Annotated in this window: 21 protein-coding genes; 11 read left to right on the top strand and 10 right to left on the bottom strand. The window is 58.9% G+C overall.

The window, feature by feature from the left end; genetic code table 11:
- Positions 1-81 precede the first annotated feature (81 nt).
- The 10 genes from lptC to yjgA all read left to right on the top strand — a co-directional run bounded on the left by lptC (position 82) and on the right by yjgA (position 7937).
- Positions 82-645, top strand: coding sequence for an LPS export ABC transporter periplasmic protein LptC (lptC, locus tag ACONT6_RS04115; RefSeq protein ID WP_428820544.1), 564 nt, complete (start codon positions 82-84; stop codon positions 643-645).
- Positions 632-1183 (top strand): lipopolysaccharide transport periplasmic protein LptA, encoded by a 552-nt coding sequence (gene lptA / locus ACONT6_RS04110; protein WP_428820543.1) that lies wholly within the window; start codon positions 632-634, stop codon positions 1181-1183. Before lptC ends, lptA begins: the two co-directional genes overlap by 14 nt.
- Positions 1184-1256: 73 nt before the next feature.
- The gene (gene lptB, locus ACONT6_RS04105) at positions 1257-1982 is read left to right on the top strand and encodes an LPS export ABC transporter ATP-binding protein (protein ID WP_428820542.1); all 726 of its coding nucleotides are present in this window, start codon (positions 1257-1259) and stop codon (positions 1980-1982) included.
- Between the two features lie 233 nt (positions 1983-2215).
- On the top strand, positions 2216-3691 hold the full coding sequence (locus ACONT6_RS04100) for an RNA polymerase factor sigma-54 (RefSeq protein WP_428820541.1): 1476 nt from the start codon (positions 2216-2218) through the stop codon (positions 3689-3691).
- 168 nt (positions 3692-3859) lie between these two features.
- Positions 3860-4150 carry a ribosome hibernation-promoting factor, HPF/YfiA family gene (gene hpf / locus ACONT6_RS04095; RefSeq protein ID WP_078085758.1) on the top strand — a complete coding sequence of 97 codons (291 nt, stop codon included), beginning with the start codon at positions 3860-3862 and terminating at the stop codon, positions 4148-4150.
- Between the two features lie 54 nt (positions 4151-4204).
- Complete coding sequence (gene ptsN / locus ACONT6_RS04090; protein WP_428820540.1) at positions 4205-4666, top strand: PTS IIA-like nitrogen regulatory protein PtsN; 462 nt, start codon at positions 4205-4207, stop codon at positions 4664-4666.
- Positions 4667-4773: 107 nt separating this feature from the next.
- Positions 4774-5634 carry an RNase adapter RapZ gene (gene rapZ, locus ACONT6_RS04085; protein ID WP_428820539.1) on the top strand — a complete coding sequence of 287 codons (861 nt, stop codon included), beginning with the start codon at positions 4774-4776 and terminating at the stop codon, positions 5632-5634.
- 32 nt (positions 5635-5666) lie between these two features.
- Positions 5667-5936, top strand: coding sequence for an HPr family phosphocarrier protein (locus tag ACONT6_RS04080; RefSeq protein ID WP_181253909.1), 270 nt, complete (start codon positions 5667-5669; stop codon positions 5934-5936).
- A 75-nt stretch (positions 5937-6011) separates the two neighbouring features.
- Complete coding sequence (gene mgtE / locus ACONT6_RS04075; RefSeq protein WP_428820538.1) at positions 6012-7379, top strand: magnesium transporter; 1368 nt, start codon at positions 6012-6014, stop codon at positions 7377-7379.
- Positions 7380-7415: 36 nt separating this feature from the next.
- On the top strand, positions 7416-7937 hold the full coding sequence (gene yjgA / locus ACONT6_RS04070) for a ribosome biogenesis factor YjgA (RefSeq protein ID WP_428820537.1): 522 nt from the start codon (positions 7416-7418) through the stop codon (positions 7935-7937).
- 5 nt (positions 7938-7942) lie between these two features.
- Here the strand turns inward: yjgA and ACONT6_RS04065 are convergent, their stop codons facing one another.
- The 5 genes from ACONT6_RS04065 to mpl all read right to left on the bottom strand — a co-directional run bounded on the left by ACONT6_RS04065 (position 7943) and on the right by mpl (position 13729).
- On the bottom strand, positions 7943-8554 hold the full coding sequence (locus ACONT6_RS04065; protein ID WP_428820536.1) for a lipase family alpha/beta hydrolase: 612 nt from the start codon (positions 8552-8554) through the stop codon (positions 7943-7945).
- A 144-nt stretch (positions 8555-8698) separates the two neighbouring features.
- Entirely contained in the window at positions 8699-11317 is a 2619-nt protein-coding gene (locus ACONT6_RS04060) for an efflux RND transporter permease subunit (RefSeq protein ID WP_428820535.1), read from the bottom strand.
- 81 nt (positions 11318-11398) lie between these two features.
- Entirely contained in the window at positions 11399-11671 is a 273-nt protein-coding gene (locus ACONT6_RS04055; protein WP_181253913.1) for a SelT/SelW/SelH family protein, read from the bottom strand.
- 24 nt (positions 11672-11695) lie between these two features.
- On the bottom strand, positions 11696-12328 hold the full coding sequence (locus ACONT6_RS04050) for a flavin prenyltransferase UbiX (RefSeq protein WP_428820534.1): 633 nt from the start codon (positions 12326-12328) through the stop codon (positions 11696-11698).
- A gap of 18 nt (positions 12329-12346) precedes the next feature.
- A complete protein-coding gene (gene mpl, locus ACONT6_RS04045) occupies positions 12347-13729 on the bottom strand; it encodes a UDP-N-acetylmuramate:L-alanyl-gamma-D-glutamyl-meso-diaminopimelate ligase (protein ID WP_428820533.1) in 1383 nt (460 codons plus the stop codon).
- Positions 13730-14129: 400 nt separating this feature from the next.
- On the opposite strand from mpl, the gene ACONT6_RS04040 reads away from it, so the two are divergent.
- The gene (locus ACONT6_RS04040; protein ID WP_428820532.1) at positions 14130-15398 is read left to right on the top strand and encodes a 6-phosphofructokinase; all 1269 of its coding nucleotides are present in this window, start codon (positions 14130-14132) and stop codon (positions 15396-15398) included.
- A gap of 112 nt (positions 15399-15510) precedes the next feature.
- On the opposite strand, the gene ACONT6_RS04035 is transcribed toward ACONT6_RS04040, so the two are convergent.
- The 5 genes from ACONT6_RS04035 to ACONT6_RS04015 all read right to left on the bottom strand — a co-directional run bounded on the left by ACONT6_RS04035 (position 15511) and on the right by ACONT6_RS04015 (position 19871).
- Entirely contained in the window at positions 15511-16899 is a 1389-nt protein-coding gene (locus tag ACONT6_RS04035; protein WP_428820531.1) for a glutamine synthetase family protein, read from the bottom strand.
- Between the two features lie 84 nt (positions 16900-16983).
- The gene (locus ACONT6_RS04030) at positions 16984-17955 is read right to left on the bottom strand and encodes a hypothetical protein (protein WP_428820530.1); all 972 of its coding nucleotides are present in this window, start codon (positions 17953-17955) and stop codon (positions 16984-16986) included.
- 68 nt (positions 17956-18023) lie between these two features.
- Positions 18024-18515: an N-acetyltransferase family protein gene (locus ACONT6_RS04025; RefSeq protein WP_428820529.1), complete on the bottom strand. Its 492-nt coding sequence runs from the start codon at positions 18513-18515 to the stop codon at positions 18024-18026.
- Between the two features lie 137 nt (positions 18516-18652).
- Positions 18653-19108: a thiol-disulfide oxidoreductase DCC family protein gene (locus ACONT6_RS04020; RefSeq protein ID WP_428820528.1), complete on the bottom strand. Its 456-nt coding sequence runs from the start codon at positions 19106-19108 to the stop codon at positions 18653-18655.
- Between the two features lie 124 nt (positions 19109-19232).
- Positions 19233-19871: an RpiB/LacA/LacB family sugar-phosphate isomerase gene (locus ACONT6_RS04015; protein WP_428820527.1), complete on the bottom strand. Its 639-nt coding sequence runs from the start codon at positions 19869-19871 to the stop codon at positions 19233-19235.
- Positions 19872-19917: the final 46 nt, after the last annotated feature.

Below are 19917 nucleotides of genomic sequence, written 5' to 3'. Positions count from 1 at the left end.
CGCCTGAACCAACAGGCCACAGCGAAGACTAAATGAGCGGCCAACTGAAATTGGCTGTCCACTCAAGGAAACGAAAAACGAATGCGCACCTGGCTACCCCTGGTCATTGTTGTCACCCTCATCTCCCTCGGGCTGTGGTTTACCGAAAGCCCGCCCGAGCAGTTGATGGGCAAGCGCCCCACCCAACAGGAACACAACAAGGCCGCGGACCTCATCATCAGGAACGCCCGCACGCGCCATTTCAGCGCCGGGGGCACACTCGCCTACGAAGTGGACGCCGAGCGCGTAACCTTTTTCCAGTTCGCGCGCCGCGACCGCGCTGACCTCACCGAGCCACGCATGATGTTCTATCAGGGCGAAGATTCCCGCTGGCGCACGGAATCCCGCTCCGGCGTGGCCTACAACAACGGCCAGCGCGTGGTGCTGCGCGGCGATGTCTCGATCCGGGAATTACCGGAACCGGGTATTACCCTGCGCACCCCCAGCATTACGATCAAGCCGCGCGAAGAATTCGCCGAGACGAATAAACGCGTTACCATTACCGACGGGCCGAACCGCACCACAGGCAAAGGCCTGCGCGCCGACCTGAAAAAAGACAAAGTAGAAATCCTGTCTGAAGTGGAAAGCAGCTATGAAGCCAAATAACTCGACCCACCCTGCGGCGCGCAGTATCGCCCGCGCAGCCTGTGCGACACTGATCGCCACACTGCTATTTGCTGCCAACAGTCAGGCCCTGCCCAATGACCGGGAACAACCGGTCAAGGTTTCCGCGGACAAACTGGAAGCCAATCGCAGCAAGAATCTGTCGGTGTACAGCGGCAACGTGGTGATCAGCCAGGGCTCCCTGCAGATCCGCGCCGACCGCGTAGAGGTGCACGGCAATACCAAAGGTGAAATCAACAAGGTGGTTGCCACCGGCAAGCCTGCACACTTCCAGCAGCAGGTTGAGGAAAGCACCACCCCGGTCAAGGCGCGCGCCAAACGCATCGAATTTCTGGTCAGCAGCGACGCCCTGCAACTCACCGGAGAAGCGTTTGTCGACCGCGATGGCAACACCCTGTCTGCCGAGCGCATCGACTACGACCTCAATAGCGAGCAAATGCAAGCCCAGGGACAGTCAGAACAGAAGCGGGTAGAAATGATCTGGAAACCGGAATCCAAACCGGCACAAAACGACCAGTAAGCGCCGCCAGCCCGACACACAATATTCAACAAGCGGACCGCCCACAGCGGCCCTACAGATACCGGATTGCAACATGCCGACGCTCAAAGCGTTACACCTCGCCAAGCAGTACAAGAAACGCAAAGTCGTTCAGGACGTTTCCGTGAGCGTTTCCAGCGGTCAGGTCGTCGGCCTGCTCGGCCCCAACGGTGCCGGCAAGACTACCTGCTTTTACATGATCGCCGGCCTGGTCCAAGCGGATGCCGGGCAGGTGCTGATCGACGATGAAGACATTACCGGCTACTCGATGCATGGCCGCGCACGCAAAGGTATCGGCTACCTGCCGCAGGAAGCCTCGGTATTCCGTCGCCTGTCGGTAGCCGACAACATCCTTGCCATCCTCGAGACGCGCAAGGACCTGAACCGCAGCCAGCGCCAGCAGCAGCTGGAAGCACTGCTGGAAGAATTCCATATCACCCACATCCGAGACAGCCTGGGTATGGCCCTGTCCGGCGGTGAGCGCCGTCGCGTCGAGATTGCGCGCGCACTCGCCACCAACCCCGCCTTCGTCCTGCTCGACGAACCTTTCGCCGGGGTAGACCCCATCTCGGTCAATGACATCCAGCAAATCATCCGCCACCTGAGGGATCGAGGTATCGGCGTGCTGATCACCGATCACAACGTGCGCGAGACCCTGGATATCTGCGAAACCGCCTACATCGTCAGCGAAGGGCATATTATCGCCTCAGGCAACCCCAAAGACGTCGCTGCGAACAAGCAGGTGAAAGACGTATATCTGGGACACGAGTTCACCATTTGACCCAAATCCGGGGGATCCATCTGCTCAATCCCCCGCAATCCTAGACAGCCATCACAAATAATACCGGCACAACCAGAAGCAAAAGTCGTTTCGGCACACTTATTGCTTAACCTGCCTCTTGTGTTCCGATTTGCCCCGGGGTAGTCTGCAGGAAATGAGCTTTACGCCGCCGTAACAGATACAGATTCTGTACAGCGCACCAACGCCAGATAATTCTGCCGGCATACCCCCTTATGAAGCAGTCACTCCAGTTAAAACTCGGTACCCAGCTGACGATGACGCCCCAGCTGCAACAGGCCATTCGCCTGCTGCAGCTGTCGACCCTGGACCTGCAACAGGAAATCCAGTCGGCGCTCGACAGCAATCCGCTACTGGAATCGGACTTTGACGAGCACGCCGGCGAGACACACCAGGATCAGAACACCCCCGCCAGCTCCGAAGGCCAGGAGCGCGAAGCCGCCGAGCGCGAGAGCGCCCTCGAGGCCAAGAACGAGTCCACTGCCGATGGCGACTGGAACAGCGAGATCCCGGATGACCTACCGGTGGATACCCGCTGGGACGACATCTATACCGGCGGCAGCTACACCGGCGGCGACGGGGAAGACTTCGCCCTCGAACACCGCAACGCGGTATCCGAGAGCCTGCAGGATCACCTGCTGTGGCAGCTCAATCTCACTCCGCTAACCGATGGCGACAAGCTGATCGGCGAGTCACTGATCGACGCCATTGCCCCCAACGGTTTCCTGGATTCAGACCTGGACGAAATGGCCGAGGCCCTCGAAGTCGAAATCGACGAGGTTCTCGCGGTCCTGAAAACCATCCAGCAGTTTGAGCCGGTGGGCTGTGGCGCCCGTGACCTGCGCGAGAGCCTGCTGCTTCAGCTGCGCCAACAACCGACGGAAACACCGTGGTTGCCCCAGGCATTGATCGTGGTGGACCAACACCTGGACCTGCTGGGGAAACGGGACTTTCGCCAACTGAGCCGCCGCACCCGCCTCAGCGAATCCCAGCTGGGCGAAGTCATGCGCCTGATCCAGACCCTCACGCCCTACCCCGGCGAGGCTTTTGGCGGCGAAGAGCCCCAGTATGTGGTGCCGGACGTCATCGTGAGCCGTAGACAGCAGCGCTGGGTGGTGGAACTTAACCCCGAAACAACGCCCAAGCTACGCATCAACGACGCCTATGCATCGCTGATCAAGCGCGCCGACAACTCCAGCGAGAACAACTACCTGCGCGACAACCTGCAGGAGGCGCGCTGGTTCCTGAAAAGTCTGCAGAGCCGCCACGAGACCCTGCTCAAGGTCGCCAGCTGTATCGTGGAAAAGCAGCAGGGATTTTTCGAACTGGGACCGGAGGCCATGAAACCCATGGTGCTGGCGAACATTGCCGAAACCATCGGCATGCACGAATCCACCATTTCCCGGGTAACCACCCAGAAGTACATGCTCACCCCACGCGGTGTGTTCGAGCTCAAGTACTTCTTCTCGAGCCATGTCAGCACCGACTCCGGCGAGGATGCCTCATCTACTGCCATCCGCGCACTGATCCGCAAGCTGATCGACGCCGAGCAGCCGCGCAAGCCCCTGTCGGACAACAAGATCACCCAGGAGCTGGATTCACAGGGAATCAAGGTGGCCCGACGCACGGTGGCGAAATACCGGGAATCCATGGGAATCCCCTCCTCCAGCGAGCGAAAACGACTGGTTTAACCAGTCAGGTCACAAAGCCGGGGCACTGCAACCCTCCCGCGATCATTTTCTGAGCGACCAATGCACCGACATTGAGTGTATCCTTCCATTCTGGCGCACTTCCTAGTAGGGTTGCCGCCCTGTGCGGGGGTGCTGCCAAATTGTGTTGCACCCGATGAGGAGAAATCCATGCAGATCAATATCAGTGGCCATCATGTTGACGTAACTCCGGCCATTCGCGATTACTGCCTGACCAAACTGGACAAGCTCTCCCGCCACCACGACCTGATCACCAATACACAGGTCATACTTTCCGTCGACAAACTCATCCAGAAAGCCGAAGCGCGGGTTCACGTGAATGGCAAGGATGTGTTTGCAGATTCGGAATCGGAAGATATGTACGCGGCGATTGATTCTCTCGCCGACAAACTCGACCGGCAGCTGCTGAAACACAAAGAAAAGTTACGCAGTCACCGCTAGTCGTAACACAATCAGGTTACCGGCTGGCCTGTACCGCTAGATCATCAGTAAGTTATGACATTGGACGCACTACTCTCTCCCCGCCTGAGCCTTTGCCACCTGGCGGGGAGTAGCAAGAAAAAGCTATTACTCAACATCGCCCAGGCGATTTCAGAACAATACCCCGATCTGGATTCCGATACCGTTTTCAACCAGCTGGTAGCCCGGGAGCGCCTCGGCTCCACCGGTATTGGTGAGGGTGTTGCCATCCCGCACTGCCGCCTGCCCGGCTGTGAAAAGCCCATTGGTGTGCTGTGCACAACCTCCCCTGCGGTGGACTTTGATGCCATCGACCGCCAGCCTGTGGACCTTCTGTTTGCCCTGTTAGTGCCAGAGGACTCGGAACAGGAGCACCTCGAGACCCTGGCGCAGATCGCCGCGCTATTCAGCGACAGCCGGGTGCGTGAAAAACTCCGCGAAGCCAGCACCAGTGACGAGCTGTACGCACTGGCAATCAACAGCGCCGCCGCGGCATAATAGCCAACGCACGCATCCGGCAAGTTTCCGTCGCCGGATGACCAGCCCAAGTTAGCCATTCCGGTCGCGCAGCAAAGCGCCCGGAATCAGCAAGGAGTGCTTGTTTCATGCGCCTGGTCATAATCAGCGGCCGCTCCGGCTCCGGTAAAAGCTCCGCACTGCAATTGCTGGAAGATGTGGGTTTCAACTGCATCGATAACCTCCCCGCGAGCCTGTTGCCGGAACTCATCCGCCGGGTAACAGATCAGCCCCCCCAGGAAAATACCCAGCTGGCGCTCGGTATCGATGCGCGCAATTTGTGGCACGACGTACGCCAGGCGCCCAAGGTCATCAACGATCTGCGCGAGAGCGGAATTGACTGTGACGTCATCTATCTGGATGCGCGCTCCCCGGTGCTGGTACAGCGATTCAGTGAGACCCGCCGCAAACACCCCCTGAGCGACAGCCGCACCCACTTGCTTGAGGCGCTCAACCGCGAGAAAGAGCTGCTCGCGCCCCTCGCAGCCATGGCAGACCTGGTTATCGATACCAGCAGTCTCAGCCTGCATCAGTTGCGCGATCAGGTGAAATCCCGCGTTGTGGGTAAAGACTCCCCCGGCATGGCCATCCTGTTCCAGTCCTTCGGCTTCAAGCACGGTGTGCCGGTGGATGCGGATCTGGTTTTCGATCTGCGCTGCCTGCCCAATCCTTACTGGGTCGCCGAGTTGCGCAATAAGACCGGTCAGGATCCGGAGGTGGCGGAATTCCTGCGCTCACACCAGGAAACCGAGGACATGCAGCGGGATATCACCAGCTTCCTCGAGCGCTGGCTACCCTCTTATCAACAGAGCAACCGCAGCTACACCTCGGTCTCCATCGGCTGTACCGGCGGCCGTCATCGCTCCGTGTATATGGTGGAACAGCTGGCCAAAACCTTTGCCAGCCAGTTTGAAAACATCCAGATTCGCCATCGCGAACAACAGAAGTAACGAGCCCCGCTCCCCCCGGAAGAAAACCGTCCATGCAAAAAAGCCGCATCACCATCATCAACAAGCTCGGGCTACACGCCCGCGCCGCCAGCAAGTTTGCCCAGACCAGCGCGCGCTTCTCTTCCGAAGTCAAAGTGCACTGCCAGGGCAAGGCCGTCGATGGCAAGAGTGTGATGGCGCTGATGCTACTGGCCGCAGGTAAAGGCGTGGAGCTAGAGCTGGAGATTTGCGGCCGCGACGAAGACCTCGCACACGAGACTATTTGTGCACTGATCAACGACCGGTTCGGTGAAGGCGAATAGGACGAGTAGCCACTCTCCGCCCTTCACCCGGTATAATACCGCCCCTCAAAGTGCTCGCAGTCAGCAGGTAACTCTGTGCCTAAACCCGTCAATGCCGACTTCAAATTCCGCGCCCAGAATCAGCTCGGCGAGCTGTATGCAGCGCTGGATAGCGGCACCGGGCGCGAAGTGCAGCGTATGTTGCACTCCCTGTCCCCCCAGAGCATTGCGCAATTGCTGGAAAGCTCCCCGCCGCGTATTCGCCGGGTTCTGTGGGAGCTGATCGACCGCGAAGTAGAAGGTGAGGTCCTGCAGGAACTCACTGACGATGTACAGAGCCAGATTCTCGCCACTATGGACACCGAAGAAATGGTGGCCATCATGGAGGGGCTGGATGCGGACGATGTGGCCGACATTCTCCAGCAGTTACCCGAACGGGTAATGGGGGAAGTGCTCTCCGCCATGAGCGAGCACGACCGCCAGCGGGTGGAAAGCGTACTGGCCTACGACGAGGAAACCGCCGGCGGCCTGATGGACACGGACATCGTGTCCGTCCGCCCCAATCTGCACCTGGACGTGGTGCTGCGCTATCTGCGACGTCACGAACAACTACCCGAGTCCACCGATAACCTCTTTGTGGTCAACCGGCAGGGTCGGTTTATCGGCCTGCTACCGCTCACCAAGTTGCTCACAACCGATCCCTCGGTCACCGTGCGCGAGGTGATGATCACGGATGTGGAGCCGATTCCCGCACAAATGCCGGACGATGAAGTCGCCCAACTGTTCGCCAAGTACGACTGGATTACGGCCCCGGTGGTGGACGAGGGCAAGCGCCTGCTGGGCCGTATCACCATCGATGACGTGGTGGACGTGATCCGCGAAGATGCCGACCACTCGCTGATGAGCCTCGCGGGCCTGGACGAGGAAGAGGACACCTTTGCCCCGGTGATCCGCACCGCACCGCGCCGAGCCGTGTGGCTGGGGATAAACCTGCTCACCGCACTGTTGGCCTCGTGGGTCATCAATCTGTTTCAGGACACCATCGACAAAGTCGTAGCCCTGGCGGTGCTAATGCCGATAGTCGCCAGTATGGGCGGTGTAGCAGGTAGCCAGACACTGACGGTAGTGATCCGCGGCATGGCCCTGGGACAGGTGGGTCGCAGCAACCTGAGCTGGCTGCTCTCCCGAGAGCTGGGTTCCGGGGCGCTGAATGCGATGCTGTGGTCTGCGGTCATGGGTGGTATCGCCGCACTCTGGTTTGGGGATACCCGCATTGCCCTGATTATCATTGCAGCCATGGTCATTAACTTGATCACGGCCGCGTTTGCCGGCGCCATACTGCCGGTTGCCCTGCGCGCCATGCGTATCGACCCGGCCCTGGCCGGAGGTGTCGCCCTGACCACGGTGACCGATGTGGTGGGCTTTATGTCATTTCTTGGTCTCGCCACCCTCTTCTTTGCCTGATACAGGCCCGGCGAGCAAACTTTTCAGAGACATTACATGCACAATTCCGACGATTTCGAAGAATTTGAAGACGACCTGCCGAAGAGCAAAACCCAGGTCAAGGAAGAGATGCACCAGCTGCAGGCGCTGGGCAAACAACTGACGGAACTGAATGCCGCAAAACTGGCAGAAGTCCCCATGGACGCTGTTCTGAGCGAAGCAATCGCCACCATGCACCGGATCAAGTCCCGCGAGGCGCGGCGTCGCCAGCTGCAGTACATAGGCAAACTGATGCGCAAGGCGGATGTCGAGGCCATCGAAGCCGTACTGGAAAAGCACAAGGAACAGGATCACCTGCACCTGCGCTTCGACCGCATGGCGGAGGAATGGCGGGAACGCTTTCTGACTCAGGGCAAAGAGGCCCAGAGCGCATTCTTTGATGCATACCCCGGCGCCGACCATCAACAAGTGCGCACACTGATTCGCGAAGCCAACAAGGAAATCGCCAATAAAAAAGCGCCGACAAACCAGCGGAAACTCTTCCGCTATCTGCGTGACTTTTTTATGCAGGAGAGTTGATCGGGCTAGCGGGAACCCCCACCCTCAAGCGCCTCGGTCAGTTCATTGCGTACGATTTTTATCACCGCTGGATTCTGCGGAACCCAGCGGTGAAGACTGACCGGCACCTGGTAAGTATTGCCTACAGGGAGGCGGGAACTGGTGTGGGGTACGATGGTAGCGTCATAAGGCGTCCAGATGGATACCGGGGCGACCCCTTCAAGCACTTGCGCATCTCGATTCAGGTTATCGAGGAACTCGCTGCCGATACGCAACTGGCGCCCGCCTTTGTAGGGCAGCAGGTGCGCCCACAGACTGCCAAAATGCGGACTGGAGAGCGCAATAAACTTGTGCACCCTTTCCGCGCCGCCCAGCCTTTGCAGATAGTAACGCGCCACTATGCCCCCCATGCTGAATCCCACCAGCGCGCATGTTTCCCCGCTCCCATTAACCTCCTCCACCAGGTCGCGCAACTGCCTGGCCATGGGCTCCATCCCATACCAGCCGCTGTTGGTTTTCAGCTTGATTGTGCGCGCGACAAAACCCGCTTCTCCCAGAGCATGCTGCATACGCAACATTGACTTGCCCCGGTCAAAGATACCGGGAATCAGAATCGCAACACGGCTTTTCTGCATCATCCATCCACTTCTCGGGTTAATCCGGTTTAGCTATTCCATAAGACTAGAAGGCAACTGGCGCTGGAGAAAAAATCGGGCCCGGGGATTGAATCCGCGGGCCCGATAAATCAAACGATTAAAACCTGATGGGGTTGGTCTGCGCTATCAGCCAGTGCACGCCTCAGCCACCGTCGCCGGCTTTCCCGGCTGGGATTCCCCCTCAGGTTTCGGCAGCGGCTTGATCAACACCAGCAACAGCGGCAGCAACGTCAGCGAGCCCAGCAGCGCCGCCGACATGGCCAGTGCCGTCAGCAGGCCGAAGTAGATCGAAGGTACAAACTTGGACAGGGCCAGGATCGAAAAGCCGGCAATGATCGTGATTGCGGTATAGAACATCGCGCGGCCGATGGTTGCGTGGCTGCGGTGCATGGTCGCCACGTAATCGCCATCTTTGGCAAACTCTTCGCGGAAACGGTACAGGTAGTGAATCGCGTGATCCACGCCGATACCCACGGTGATCGCCGCAATGGTAATGGTCATCATGTCCAGCGGAATATTTGCCAGCCCCATTCCACCCAGTACCACACAGGCCGCCAGCATATTCGGTACCAGTGCAATTACCGCCAGCCAAAGGGAGCGAAACAGCACCAGGAACATCAACAGGATGCCCGCAAACACCGCCCCCAGGGTCAAAATCTGGGACTTGAACAGGCTCTGCAACATATTGTTGTACAGCACCAGCATACCGGTCTGGCGGATATCCTCCGCGGCAATACCCATGTCATTTTCCGCGAACGCGTAAATACGACGGATCAACTCATCCCGGCTCAGGTCCGGATCCGATTCAATCACGCGCATGGTAATCCGCGCCTGCTGCTGCTCCGGAGACCAGTACGGATGGACCAGTACCTGATTGATCTCCTCCGGCAGGCTCTGGCGTGCCACGGCCAGCTCGAAATCATTCAGGCCGCCATCGTTCAGATCCTGCGCCACCTTGTACAGGGTGGCGAGCGACTGCACCTTGCCGATTTCCGGCTGCGCCTCGAGGAAGTCGTGCAGCTGCTCAATCTGGTTCAGCCCGGCTACCGTAAACCAGTAGGCATCCGGCGCCTGGCTTTCGCTACTACTGGCAAAAGGGTCATCCGCAGCGAACGGGTCTTCCGCGGCAAACGGGTCGGCCTCATCCTCAGCCACTTCATCCCCGCCAAAGTCCGCGGCGAACGGGTCTTCTTCCCCGTCACTCTCGCCCTCGAATGCCGGTGCGGACTGCTCGGGCTTGTTCAGCACCACGTCGAGATTGATGGTGCCGCCGAGCCGCTGGTCGATGACCAGCATGCCCTGGTGAATCTCCGTGGAGTCATCGAAGTAATCGATAAACCGGTTCTCCACTTTCAGGCGGCTGATCCCTACGGCACTGATCACTGCCGCAATCACAGCCACGCCCAGCACCACGGCCTTGTGGTTATCTGCAAAGCGGGAGAACACCTGGGTAAACGCGTGGGAATTGTCTCGGCCCTGCCCTGCATCCCTCTTTTTCAGCAGCATCAGGCTTGCGGGAAGGATCAGGAACGACAGAACCAGCGCCATGGTCACGCCAATACTCATCATCCAGCCAAAGTCGATTACCGGGCGGATGCCACTGACCACCAGCGAGATGAAAGCCACCATGGTGGTGAGACCGGTATAGAGACACGGCTTGGCCATGAACGCGACGGTAGCGGAAGCCAGCTGGAAGCGATCCCATTCCGGGTATTCTGCGAAATACTCCCGGTAGCGCACCGCCAGGTGGATGGTGATGGCGAGGGTAATGATCAGCAGCAGGGCCACGAAATTGGCGGAGATGACCGTCAACCGCCAGTCCAGCCAGGACAGCAGACCCAGCATCATCACTGCCGTGGTCACACAGGTAACCAGGGGTAACAGCACCCATCGCGGCTGGCGGAAGATCAGCAGCAGGGTGATCACGATAAACGCGAGAATGCCCGTGCCAAACACCACCAGATCGCTCTCGATAAACGCGATCATGTCCGAGGTGATCATGGTAAGGCCACCCAGGAACAGCTCGGCGTTGTCATCGTACTGGGCGAGAATTGCCCGAACTTCTTTTACCCGATCCCGGGCTGCCGCTTCCTGGGCGGTGCGGTGCTGGAGGTATTCGGCACTCACCACCTCGAGCCGCTGAGCCTCGGCCTCACTGAGCCCCTCGCTATTGCGCTGGCGACGCAGTGCATCCCGCTCGCGCACCAGGTCCAGGCCCTTTTTGTCGAGGTCGAGGTTGAGCATCATGGCGGTTGTCTCGCCATCGGGACTCAGAATCAGATCCTTGTAGATGGGACTTTCCAGGAACTCCTTGCGCGCAAGTTCCCGGTCAACGCCGGGGGACGACAGGGTGCGGATACCGTCGGCCACGTCGGAAATCGACTGCTTGGGACTGTACAGCAGCGGCACGTTCAGGACCGACTGCACGCCGGAAACGCCCTGCACCATTGCCAGCTCGTCCTGCAGACGGCGCATGGTGGCCAGGGATTCATCGCTGAACAGGTCGCCTTTCTTGTAGCGATAGGTCACCACCAGGAAGTCGCCGGAATTGTAGCGCTCGGAGATTTCGCGGAAGAAATCCAGCGAATCGTCGGTCTCCAGGGTCAGGGAGTCCGCGGAGGCATCCAGTTTGAAACGCGGCAGACCCGCGGCGGCGGCGATGGTGAGCAGTGCCACCAGCGCCAGCACGGTTTTCGGGTGTCCGAGTACCAGTTTCTCGTACCAGGTCTTCAAGCCCAACAGCATAATCAGTTCGCTATATTCGTAATGGGGATGTACTTCTTGCGGCGCTGCACGTTCGCGAGCGCCATTCTTTGGCCAGGGCTTCTATTTATCCACGTGGCCCAGGTCGCGTTCCGGAAACAATACGTCACGCACCTTCTGTTTTAATTCCTTGGGTCCGGGGAACCCCCCGTCGCGCTTGCGCTCCCAGATCAGCGTGTCGCCCACGTGGATCTCGAAAACACCACCGCTGCCGGGCTTGAGCGCAACCTGCTCAAGGTCATCGGCAAAGGTGTACAGCAGTTCCTGAGCCATCCATGTGGCACGCAACATCCAGTTACATTGCACGCAGTAGTGAATGGTGACGGTATTTTGCATAATTTTTGATCTGGCGTCTGCGTATCAGCTCTCACCCCAGGGGGGCAAAAGGCTTTGTTCGATGCCCAGCTGGCTCAGAATCCTGGCAACCACGAAGTCCACCAGATCCTCGATGGACTGCGGCCGCTGATAGAACCCGGGGCTCGCCGGCAGGATCACCGCACCCATGCGGGTGAGCTTCAGCATGTTCTCCAGATGGATTTCCGAATAAGGCGCCTCGCGCGGGACCAGGATCAACTGCCGGCGCTCTTTCAGTGCAACATCCGCGGCGCGCTCGATCAGGTTGTTGGAGGCACCACAGGCAATGGATGACAGCGTGCCGCCACTGGCCGGGCAGATGACCAGGCTGCTGGCGGCGCCGGTGCCGGATGCCACCGGAGAAAACCAGTCGCGCTTGCCGAAAAGGACCAACTGCCCGGGTTCGGCACCGTACAGTTCGCGCAGGAAGTCTTCCGTGCGCGCCTCATCCTCCGGCAGGGAAACCGGGGTTTCGGTGTCGATCACGATGCGCGCGGCATCGGACAGTAACAGCCACACCCGCACCCTCGCCGCCAGCAGGCACTGCAGCAATCGCAGGCCGTACTGGGCGCCGGAGGCACCGGTTATCGCCAGGGTGACGGTTTTGGGGAATGTCGGCTCAGCCAAAGAGGTATCCATATACGCCCCTGTGCGGGGCTATTTGCCGTATTTCTGTTCCAGGGCGTGTAACAACCGCTGGTGTACGCCGCCGAAGCCACCATTGCTCATTACAATAACGTGACTGCCGGGGGCAGATAGTTCGAGCACGGATTCTACCGCAGCGTCGATACTGTGGAGAACCTTCGCCGGCACGGTTGAATGGTGAACCACCTCATCCAGGGACCAGTTCATCCCCTCGGGCTGGTACCAGAGCACCAGGTCGGCCCCGGCGCAGGCGCGCGCCAGCTGGTTCTGATGGTGTCCCATACGCATGGTATTGGAGCGCGGTTCAATCAACGCGATAACCTTGTCCCCGCCGACCTTGGCTCGCAGGCCGTTGAGTGTGGTCTCTATGGCGGTGGGATGGTGGGCGAAATCGTCGTACACACGGATTCCCTGGATATCCCCGAGGCACTCCATACGGCGCTTCACCCCGCCGAATTTGCCCAGTGCCTCCGCCGCCACCGCCGGCTCCACGCCCACATGACGGGCAGCCGCCATCACGGCCAGGCCGTTTTTCACGCTGTGCAACCCGGTCTGCTCCCACGCCACGCTGGCAACGGTACTGCCTTCCAGCTGCACATCAAACCGGCTGCCGTCGGCGGCCACATTGACCGCACACCAGTCGCCGAGGCACACATCCTCATCGCTGGCCACGTCGAAGCGCTGTACTTCGCTCCAGCAGCCCTGCTCCAGCACCTGGGTAACCGCGTCTTCCTGCGCGGCAATGATCAGGCCAGAGCCGGGCACAGTGCGCACCAGGTGGTGGAACTGTCGTTGAATCGCCGCCAGGTCATCGAAGATGTCCGCGTGGTCGAATTCGAGATTGTTGATAATCAGGGTGCGCGGACGGTAGTGGACAAACTTGGAGCGCTTGTCGAAAAACGCGGTGTCGTACTCATCCGCCTCCACCACGAAAAACGGGGTGCCGCCCAGGCGGGCGGAAACATCGAAATTCTGCGGCACGCCGCCGATCAGGAAGCCCGGGTCCATACCCGCATAGTCCAGCACCCAGGCCAGCATACTGGCGGTGGTGGTTTTGCCGTGGGTACCGGACACCGCCAGCACCCAGCGCCCGCCGAGGAAGTGGTCACACAGCCATTGGGCCCCGGAGGTGTAGGCCAACCCCTTCTCCAGTACCGCTTCCACCGCGGGATTTCCCCGCGACAACGCGTTGCCAATAATCACCAGGTCCGGCGCCGGATCCAGCTGTGCGGGGTCGTAGCCCTCGGTCAGCTCAATGCCCGCGCGCTCCAGCTGGGTACTCATGGGCGGGTAGACGTTGGCATCAGAACCGGTCACCCGGTGGCCTTCCGCCACCGCCAGCTGGGCCAGGCTGCCCATAAAAGTGCCACAAATACCTAAAATATGAATATGCATGCCAGATGGTTCGCTCTAATCCGTGGAAACAGGTGCCGAATGAGACTGCCGATTCGCGCAATCATTCCTGCATTTGCGCCGTTTTTTTGGCGCTCTGTGCGTTCCGGCCCGGTTTTTGCTGCCATTCCTGAGGAGGAAAACGCGCTGCCCGGCTACCGCAGTACAGGCGATGGCGACGGCAATTCACATTTGCCGTCAAACCCAGTGAATTCAAGGCCGCGCAAGCTTATCACGGGATTTTCCCGCAGTAAGTGTCGAATGCCCGCAATTCCATGCAATTGCCATATGAATACATTAGACTTCGCGCCGCGTGAGGTAGCCGACAGAAGCCGCCCGCCAGCAACCACGCCACTGCGTGGCGACTTAGACGAGAAACAGCGACTGCAGCCATAGGATAGACATGTCGAAGAAGAACGCTTTTTACGCGCAATCCGGCGGCGTTACCGCCGTCATCAACGCCTCCGCTTGTGGAGTCATAGAGACTGCCCAGCAGCACGGCGACAAGATCGGCAAGGTCTACGCCGGCCTCAACGGTATTGTCGGTGCCCTCCGCGAGGAGCTGATCGATGTCAGCCAGGAAAGCCGTGACACCATTGCCGCGTTACGCCACACCCCCTCCGGCGCCTTTGGCTCCTGCCGCTACAAGCTGAAGAGCCTCGAGCAGAACCGCGCCGAGTACGAGCGTCTGATCGAAGTGTTCAAGGCCCACGATATCGGCTACTTCTTCTACAACGGTGGCGGTGATTCCGCCGATACCTGTCTCAAGATTTCCCAGCTGTCGGAGAAGATGGGTTACCCCATCCAGGCCATCCACATTCCCAAGACCGTGGACAATGACCTTCCGTTCACCGACAACTGCCCGGGCTTCGGTTCCGTCGCCAAATACGTTGCAGTATCCACCAAGGAAGCGGCGCTGGACGTGGCTTCCATGTGCGCCACTTCCACCAAGGTGTTCATCGTCGAAGTGATGGGCCGCCACGCGGGCTGGATTGCCGCCGCCGGCGCCCTCGCCCAGGAAGAGGAAGGCGATGCACCGCACATCATCCTGCTCCCGGAAGTCGCGTTTGATAAAGAAAAGTTCCTCGCCAAGGTTCAGCAGACTGTTACCGACAAGGGCTACTGCGTGATCGTTGCCTCCGAAGGCGCCCAGTACGAAGACGGCACCTTCCTCGCCGACGCCGGCAGCGTCGATGCCTTCGGCCACAAGCAGCTGGGTGGTGTAGCACCGACCCTGGCCAAGATGGTCAAGGACGAGCTGGGCTTCAAATACCACTGGGCACTGGCCGACTACCTGCAGCGCGCCGCGCGCCACATCGCATCTGCCACCGACGTGGAGCAAGCTTACGCGGTAGGTAAGGCCGCGGTGGAGGCAGCGGTTGCCGGCAAGAACGCGATCATGCCTACCATTGAGCGCAATGGCAGCTCCGCCGCCGATTACAGCTGGAGCATTGGCGAAGCTCCGCTGTCCGAGGTGGCCAACGTCGAGAAGTTCATGCCCGAGGAATTTATTTCCGAAGACGGTTTCGGTATCACCGAGGCCGCCCGCAACTACCTGGAGCCGCTGATCCAGGGCGAAGACTACCCGCCCTACAAAAACGGCATCCCCCAGTACGCGCGCCTGAAAAAAATCCTGGTGGACAAGAAGCTGGAACAGGGCTTTGACGTTTAAGCGCAAACGCCAATCCCGCAAGTCTATCCAGATAAAAGAAAGCCTCCATCCGCGATCGGATGGAGGCTTTTTTGTTGGCACACAGACCACTGTCCGCGGCCCGATTGTTTATCTAAACATTCAGCAACAGATGCTGGCGCTCCCAGGGTGAAATCTCCCGGTGGAACAGGCGCATTTCCTCATACTTCACCGCCGCGTAAAGCTGGCAGAAGTCCTCCCCCATCGCCGCGCGCACTTCCTCGGCGTCATCAAAGATCCGCAGCGCCTCATCAAAGGTCTCCGGGATATAAAAACTGGCCTCCTGGTCTTCATTCAGCTCAGATGTTGCGGGCGCGCTGGGCTCCACTCCGTTCACCATACCCAGATATCCACACACCAGGCTCGCGGCAATGGCCAGATAGGGATTGGCATCCACGCCCACCACGCGGTTTTCCAGGCGTCGGTCCTGGGCACCGGAGTGCGGTACCCGCAGCCCGGTAGCGCGATTGTCATAGCCCCAACCGATATTGGTGGGGGCACTGGAATTATCCGCCATTTCAAAGCGGCGGTAGGAATTCACGTTGGGGGCAATGAACGGCATGATTTCCCGAAGATGCTTCTGGGTGCCGCCGATAAAGTAACGGAACAGATCCGATGCGCTGCCGTCGTCCGTGGAAAAAATGTTTTTCCCGCTGTCACAGTCCACCACGCTCTGGTGGATGTGCATGGCGCTACCGGGCTGGTCGCGCATGGGCTTGGCCATAAAGGTGGCAAACATGCCGTTTTTCAGCGCCGCCTCACGAATAATGCGCTTGAAGTAAAACACCTGGTCGGCCAGCAACAGAGGGTCACCGTGGGTAAGGTTGAATTCCACCTGTCCGGCGCCGTCTTCCTGAATCACGGAATCGATATGCAGGCCGGCGGCCTCGGCGAATTCGTAGATGGTATCGATCACCGGTCCGTATTCATCGATGGCTGTCATGGAGTACGACTGCAGGGAAGTCCCCGAGCGCCCGTTGCGGCCCACCGGCGGCTGGATCGGCTCGTTGGGGTCCACATTCGGCCGGGTCAGGTAGAACTCCAGCTCCGGCGCCACGATCGGCAGCCAGCCCCGGTCCCGGTACATACCGATCACCCGCTTCAACACATTGCGCGGTGCACAGGGGATGGGGTTACCGTCGAGATCCTGCAGGTCGTGAATAATCTGCAGCGCCGGCGTCTTCGCCCAGGGCACCGCCATGGCAGTGGACATATCCGCTACCAGCGCCATATCGCTTTCGGCCCACTGGTTTTCGATATCCATTTCCACATCCTGACCGGTAATCGTCTGGTAGAAAATGGATATGGGCAGGAAGATCGGGGCCTCCGGCGAGAACTTGTTCAGCGGCATCGCCTTGCCGCGCGACATACCATTCAGGTCCGGGACTATGCACTCCACCTCATCCAGACGACGGCCATCGAGATAGGCAAGAAAGGCTTTGGGCAGAGTATCCAGCCAGGAATTAGCGTCGGGCTGCGTCATATAGGCTCCGGTGATAGGAATTGAAGCCCGCAGTGTAAAGGAAAGTGTGTGTCACCGGAGAATTATCCCCGCCGGCGCAGTCGGTCAGTCTTCCTGCGGCACCGTAAACTCGGGGCCCGTGCTCCGCACCAACGCGGTCGCGAGCACTTCGTTGGTGGTGTCAGGACTGATGGTCGCGGCGGAGAGATATTCCCTCTGCACCGCGAACACGGGCGGTACCTCAGCAGATGCTGCACACGCCCGCTGGTATTCAAGAATGGGATCGCAAAAATAGGCATTGCAGATATCCGCACGCATTTCTTTTGGCAGACTGCAGCCGCTGCTGGTCTGATTGATACAGGCCCCCTCTATGGACTCACTGGAAACGCGGGAAAGGTACAGGGCCGCAATATCACCGTCGTCAAGCGCCCGGTTTTCGTCCATGGTCCGACGCATACTCAGTGGCGAGAGGTAAGCGTGATTCTGCCCGGATGAGCAACAAGCACCTTTGCACATGCCACACAGGTGGTCGCTCACCAGCGCCACTTCGGGCTGTTCGCGGAATGCGTTTTCATGCTGCAGGTTTTTCTCGCGAGGCGCCCAGTTCTGATCGTCCTGCGGAATATCTGACACACAAGCAAAGCTCCGCGCCTCTGCAATTACCTTTTGCAAGTGCGCGCGATAGCTTTCAATACGCTCGGGAGAAACCGGCACCATGCGGGTGCGTCCCGCGGGGATCACCATCAGGCTGGGGGATTGCTGTGCGAGACCGGGAAGCTCCTGCTGCGCGGCATCGAGCAAGCGGATATTTTCCTCTTCCTCCTCCACAACGCGCGCACGGATTCTGGCTTCATTTTCCGAGCGCGCGAGACGCCGTTCCCGCAACTGCTCCCGGTGAAACAGCAGCTGGGACTGGAACAGGTTGAGGGGCAGGTTGCGATGACGCTCGAGAAAGTTGCTGCATTCAAACGCTGTGCAGACCGCAAACCTGTCGTCGTCTTTGCGAGGGGTAAAGCTGTCGAGCAAGGGCGTTTCGCAGACCCGGCAGCGCCCGGGAGTTGAAGTTTCATCATCCATGATCAATCCCTTTTTATTTTCCCAGGTTCCGAGCCCTGACAAAAATCCCTGTAAAGCCGTTTAAAATCCTACGAGGCGTCGAGCCACTTGTACATGACGAACGCATCTACATACCCCGCAGTGGGGTGGTTAAAGGCCTCAGGCAAGCGCCCCACCTCGTCGAAACCCAGCTTCTTCCACAAGCGTACCGCCCCCACATTGGTGGAGGCGACGAAGTTGAACTGCATGGCCTTGAAGCCAAGCTCCAGGGCAACCTGTTGGGAGTGGTCACACATGGCGGAAGCCAGTCCACGTCCCCGAGCATTTGCCGCGACCATATAGCCGCAGTTACACACATGCGCGCCGGGGCCCGCATGATTGGTTTTAAGGTAGTAGGTACCCAGGATCTCCCCGCCCACCTCACAGACATAGGTTTTTAGCGGCATTTCCATCCAGATCTTGTAGGCTTCCTCTCGCGAGGTATCCGGTGCATAGGCGTAGGTGTCCGCAGCGCGGACCACCTGATGAAAGATGGGCCAGATCTGTTCGAAATCGATTGGGCGTGCTTCTCGAATTTCCATTTTCCGCACCCTACCGATTCGCTTTTGTACGGCACCGACATGAGGAGTCGAGCAACTTGGGCACCAAACCGTGATACAGCCAGATAAACGCGATGGACAACCGACAAACCGCATAACTGCTCATGTAAGGCACCTGTCTAGCGAGATTTCTTTTCTGTCAGGAAGCGCGCTTCATCCGCTGCGCTGGGGACGACACAAACCGGGTTTTTGCCAAATAGCCGATATCGATTACGCGCGACACGATCATACATCCAATCCCTTATTGTTCGAGGAATCAGGCGTAAACAGATGAGAGCCGGCCACGGCAGGGGGAGTTGTTTGACGATACGCAGGAAGGCATCAGACTTTACATACATCTGATTTCCTTCGACCAGAAGCATGGTTTCATATTCATCCAGCGGCAAACCGAAAAAAGAAAGAATCGCCTGCCCTTCTTCCGACTGCACTGTGGCGAGTTTGAAGCAACGATCGCGGTCGAATTTAAGTAAAAAGCGCGCCCAGGCGGAGCACAGGCGGCAAACCCCGTCAAACAGGACCACCCTGTCCCCTTCTTCCAGGTAGGGGGCGGTGATGGTCCGATTGTCTTGCGACATACAACAACGTCCCTGATCAGAAAACTCGAAACAGTCAGGGGAATATAAAACAAAAAAGGCCGCTCTGGATATTCCAGAGCGGCCTTTGCCAACGGGTACACGTTTAAGACACCCGCTGCGAGTCTCAGGAATCCAGTACGCTGCGCACGAAGTCGGTCAGTTCCTGATCCAGGCTGTTTTCGAAGAAACAGGCCTGGAAGCGCTCACCGGTTACTGCGGTTTTCACCAGTTCCGGATCGATGGCCTTGAGCCCGTCGAGGAAGGCTTTGCCGGTGGCTGCCTTGATCTGGTTCAGAATACCGGCGTTGGCCACCTGGGATTCTTTGCGCTCCGGCGGGTAACCCTGGCCTTTCACGCCGGTGAAGGCTTTTTCAAACATGTAGCGGATGTTCAGTTCCGCACCCCAGCCAAAGCCCTTGGCAAAGGGAATCGCCAGCGCGTTGCCATTATTGATCTGGGCAAACAGGAAGGCATCCGCCGGATCGATGCAGTAGCCACAGGTCACACCGGGATAGGCGTTCAGGGACATGAGCGCGCCCTGGCCGGTACCACAACCACTCACCACGAAGTCTACCGCCTTCGAGTTCAGCAGCAGGCTGCCCATGATGCCGAGGTGGATGTAGGTCAGACGGTGATCGTTGTCGTCGCTCATACCGGTGTTGTACACGGTGTGGCCCAGTTCGCCGGCGACGTCCTGCAACTCTTTCAGCACGGTGGCGTTTTTAGACGCCTGGCTGAATTCGTTCATCAGTGCGATTTTCATAATTGCTCTCCTGTTGCCCCGGGATACAGGGACCGGAATCTGTTTC

The organism is Microbulbifer sp. MCCC 1A16149, assembly GCF_050368945.1.
In the GTDB taxonomy this organism is placed as follows: Bacteria; Pseudomonadota; Gammaproteobacteria; order Pseudomonadales; family Cellvibrionaceae; genus Microbulbifer.
The sequence above is the reverse complement of the archived record's forward strand: the minus strand, read 5'-3'. Positions and strand labels throughout refer to the sequence as shown.

Excerpts from the sequence above, each read along its gene's own strand:
- lptC (WP_428820544.1), top strand. The coding sequence starts at position 82 with ATGCGCACCTGGCTACCCCTGGTCATTGTTGTCACCCTCATCTCCCTC.
- lptA (WP_428820543.1), top strand. The coding sequence starts at position 632 with ATGAAGCCAAATAACTCGACCCACCCTGCGGCGCGCAGTATCGCCCGC.
- lptB (WP_428820542.1), top strand. The coding sequence starts at position 1,257 with ATGCCGACGCTCAAAGCGTTACACCTCGCCAAGCAGTACAAGAAACGC.
- ACONT6_RS04100 (WP_428820541.1), top strand. The coding sequence starts at position 2,216 with ATGAAGCAGTCACTCCAGTTAAAACTCGGTACCCAGCTGACGATGACG.
- hpf (WP_078085758.1), top strand. The coding sequence starts at position 3,860 with ATGCAGATCAATATCAGTGGCCATCATGTTGACGTAACTCCGGCCATT.
- ptsN (WP_428820540.1), top strand. The coding sequence starts at position 4,205 with ATGACATTGGACGCACTACTCTCTCCCCGCCTGAGCCTTTGCCACCTG.
- rapZ (WP_428820539.1), top strand. The coding sequence starts at position 4,774 with ATGCGCCTGGTCATAATCAGCGGCCGCTCCGGCTCCGGTAAAAGCTCC.
- ACONT6_RS04080 (WP_181253909.1), top strand. The coding sequence starts at position 5,667 with ATGCAAAAAAGCCGCATCACCATCATCAACAAGCTCGGGCTACACGCC.
- yjgA (WP_428820537.1), top strand. The coding sequence starts at position 7,416 with ATGCACAATTCCGACGATTTCGAAGAATTTGAAGACGACCTGCCGAAG.
- ACONT6_RS04065 (WP_428820536.1), bottom strand. The coding sequence starts at position 8,554 with ATGATGCAGAAAAGCCGTGTTGCGATTCTGATTCCCGGTATCTTTGAC.
- ACONT6_RS04060 (WP_428820535.1), bottom strand. The coding sequence starts at position 11,317 with ATGCTGTTGGGCTTGAAGACCTGGTACGAGAAACTGGTACTCGGACAC.
- ACONT6_RS04055 (WP_181253913.1), bottom strand. The coding sequence starts at position 11,671 with ATGCAAAATACCGTCACCATTCACTACTGCGTGCAATGTAACTGGATG.
- ACONT6_RS04050 (WP_428820534.1), bottom strand. The coding sequence starts at position 12,328 with ATGGATACCTCTTTGGCTGAGCCGACATTCCCCAAAACCGTCACCCTG.
- mpl (WP_428820533.1), bottom strand. The coding sequence starts at position 13,729 with ATGCATATTCATATTTTAGGTATTTGTGGCACTTTTATGGGCAGCCTG.
- ACONT6_RS04040 (WP_428820532.1), top strand. The coding sequence starts at position 14,130 with ATGTCGAAGAAGAACGCTTTTTACGCGCAATCCGGCGGCGTTACCGCC.
- ACONT6_RS04035 (WP_428820531.1), bottom strand. The coding sequence starts at position 16,899 with ATGACGCAGCCCGACGCTAATTCCTGGCTGGATACTCTGCCCAAAGCC.
- ACONT6_RS04030 (WP_428820530.1), bottom strand. The coding sequence starts at position 17,955 with ATGGATGATGAAACTTCAACTCCCGGGCGCTGCCGGGTCTGCGAAACG.
- ACONT6_RS04025 (WP_428820529.1), bottom strand. The coding sequence starts at position 18,515 with ATGGAAATTCGAGAAGCACGCCCAATCGATTTCGAACAGATCTGGCCC.
- ACONT6_RS04020 (WP_428820528.1), bottom strand. The coding sequence starts at position 19,108 with ATGTCGCAAGACAATCGGACCATCACCGCCCCCTACCTGGAAGAAGGG.
- ACONT6_RS04015 (WP_428820527.1), bottom strand. The coding sequence starts at position 19,871 with ATGAAAATCGCACTGATGAACGAATTCAGCCAGGCGTCTAAAAACGCC.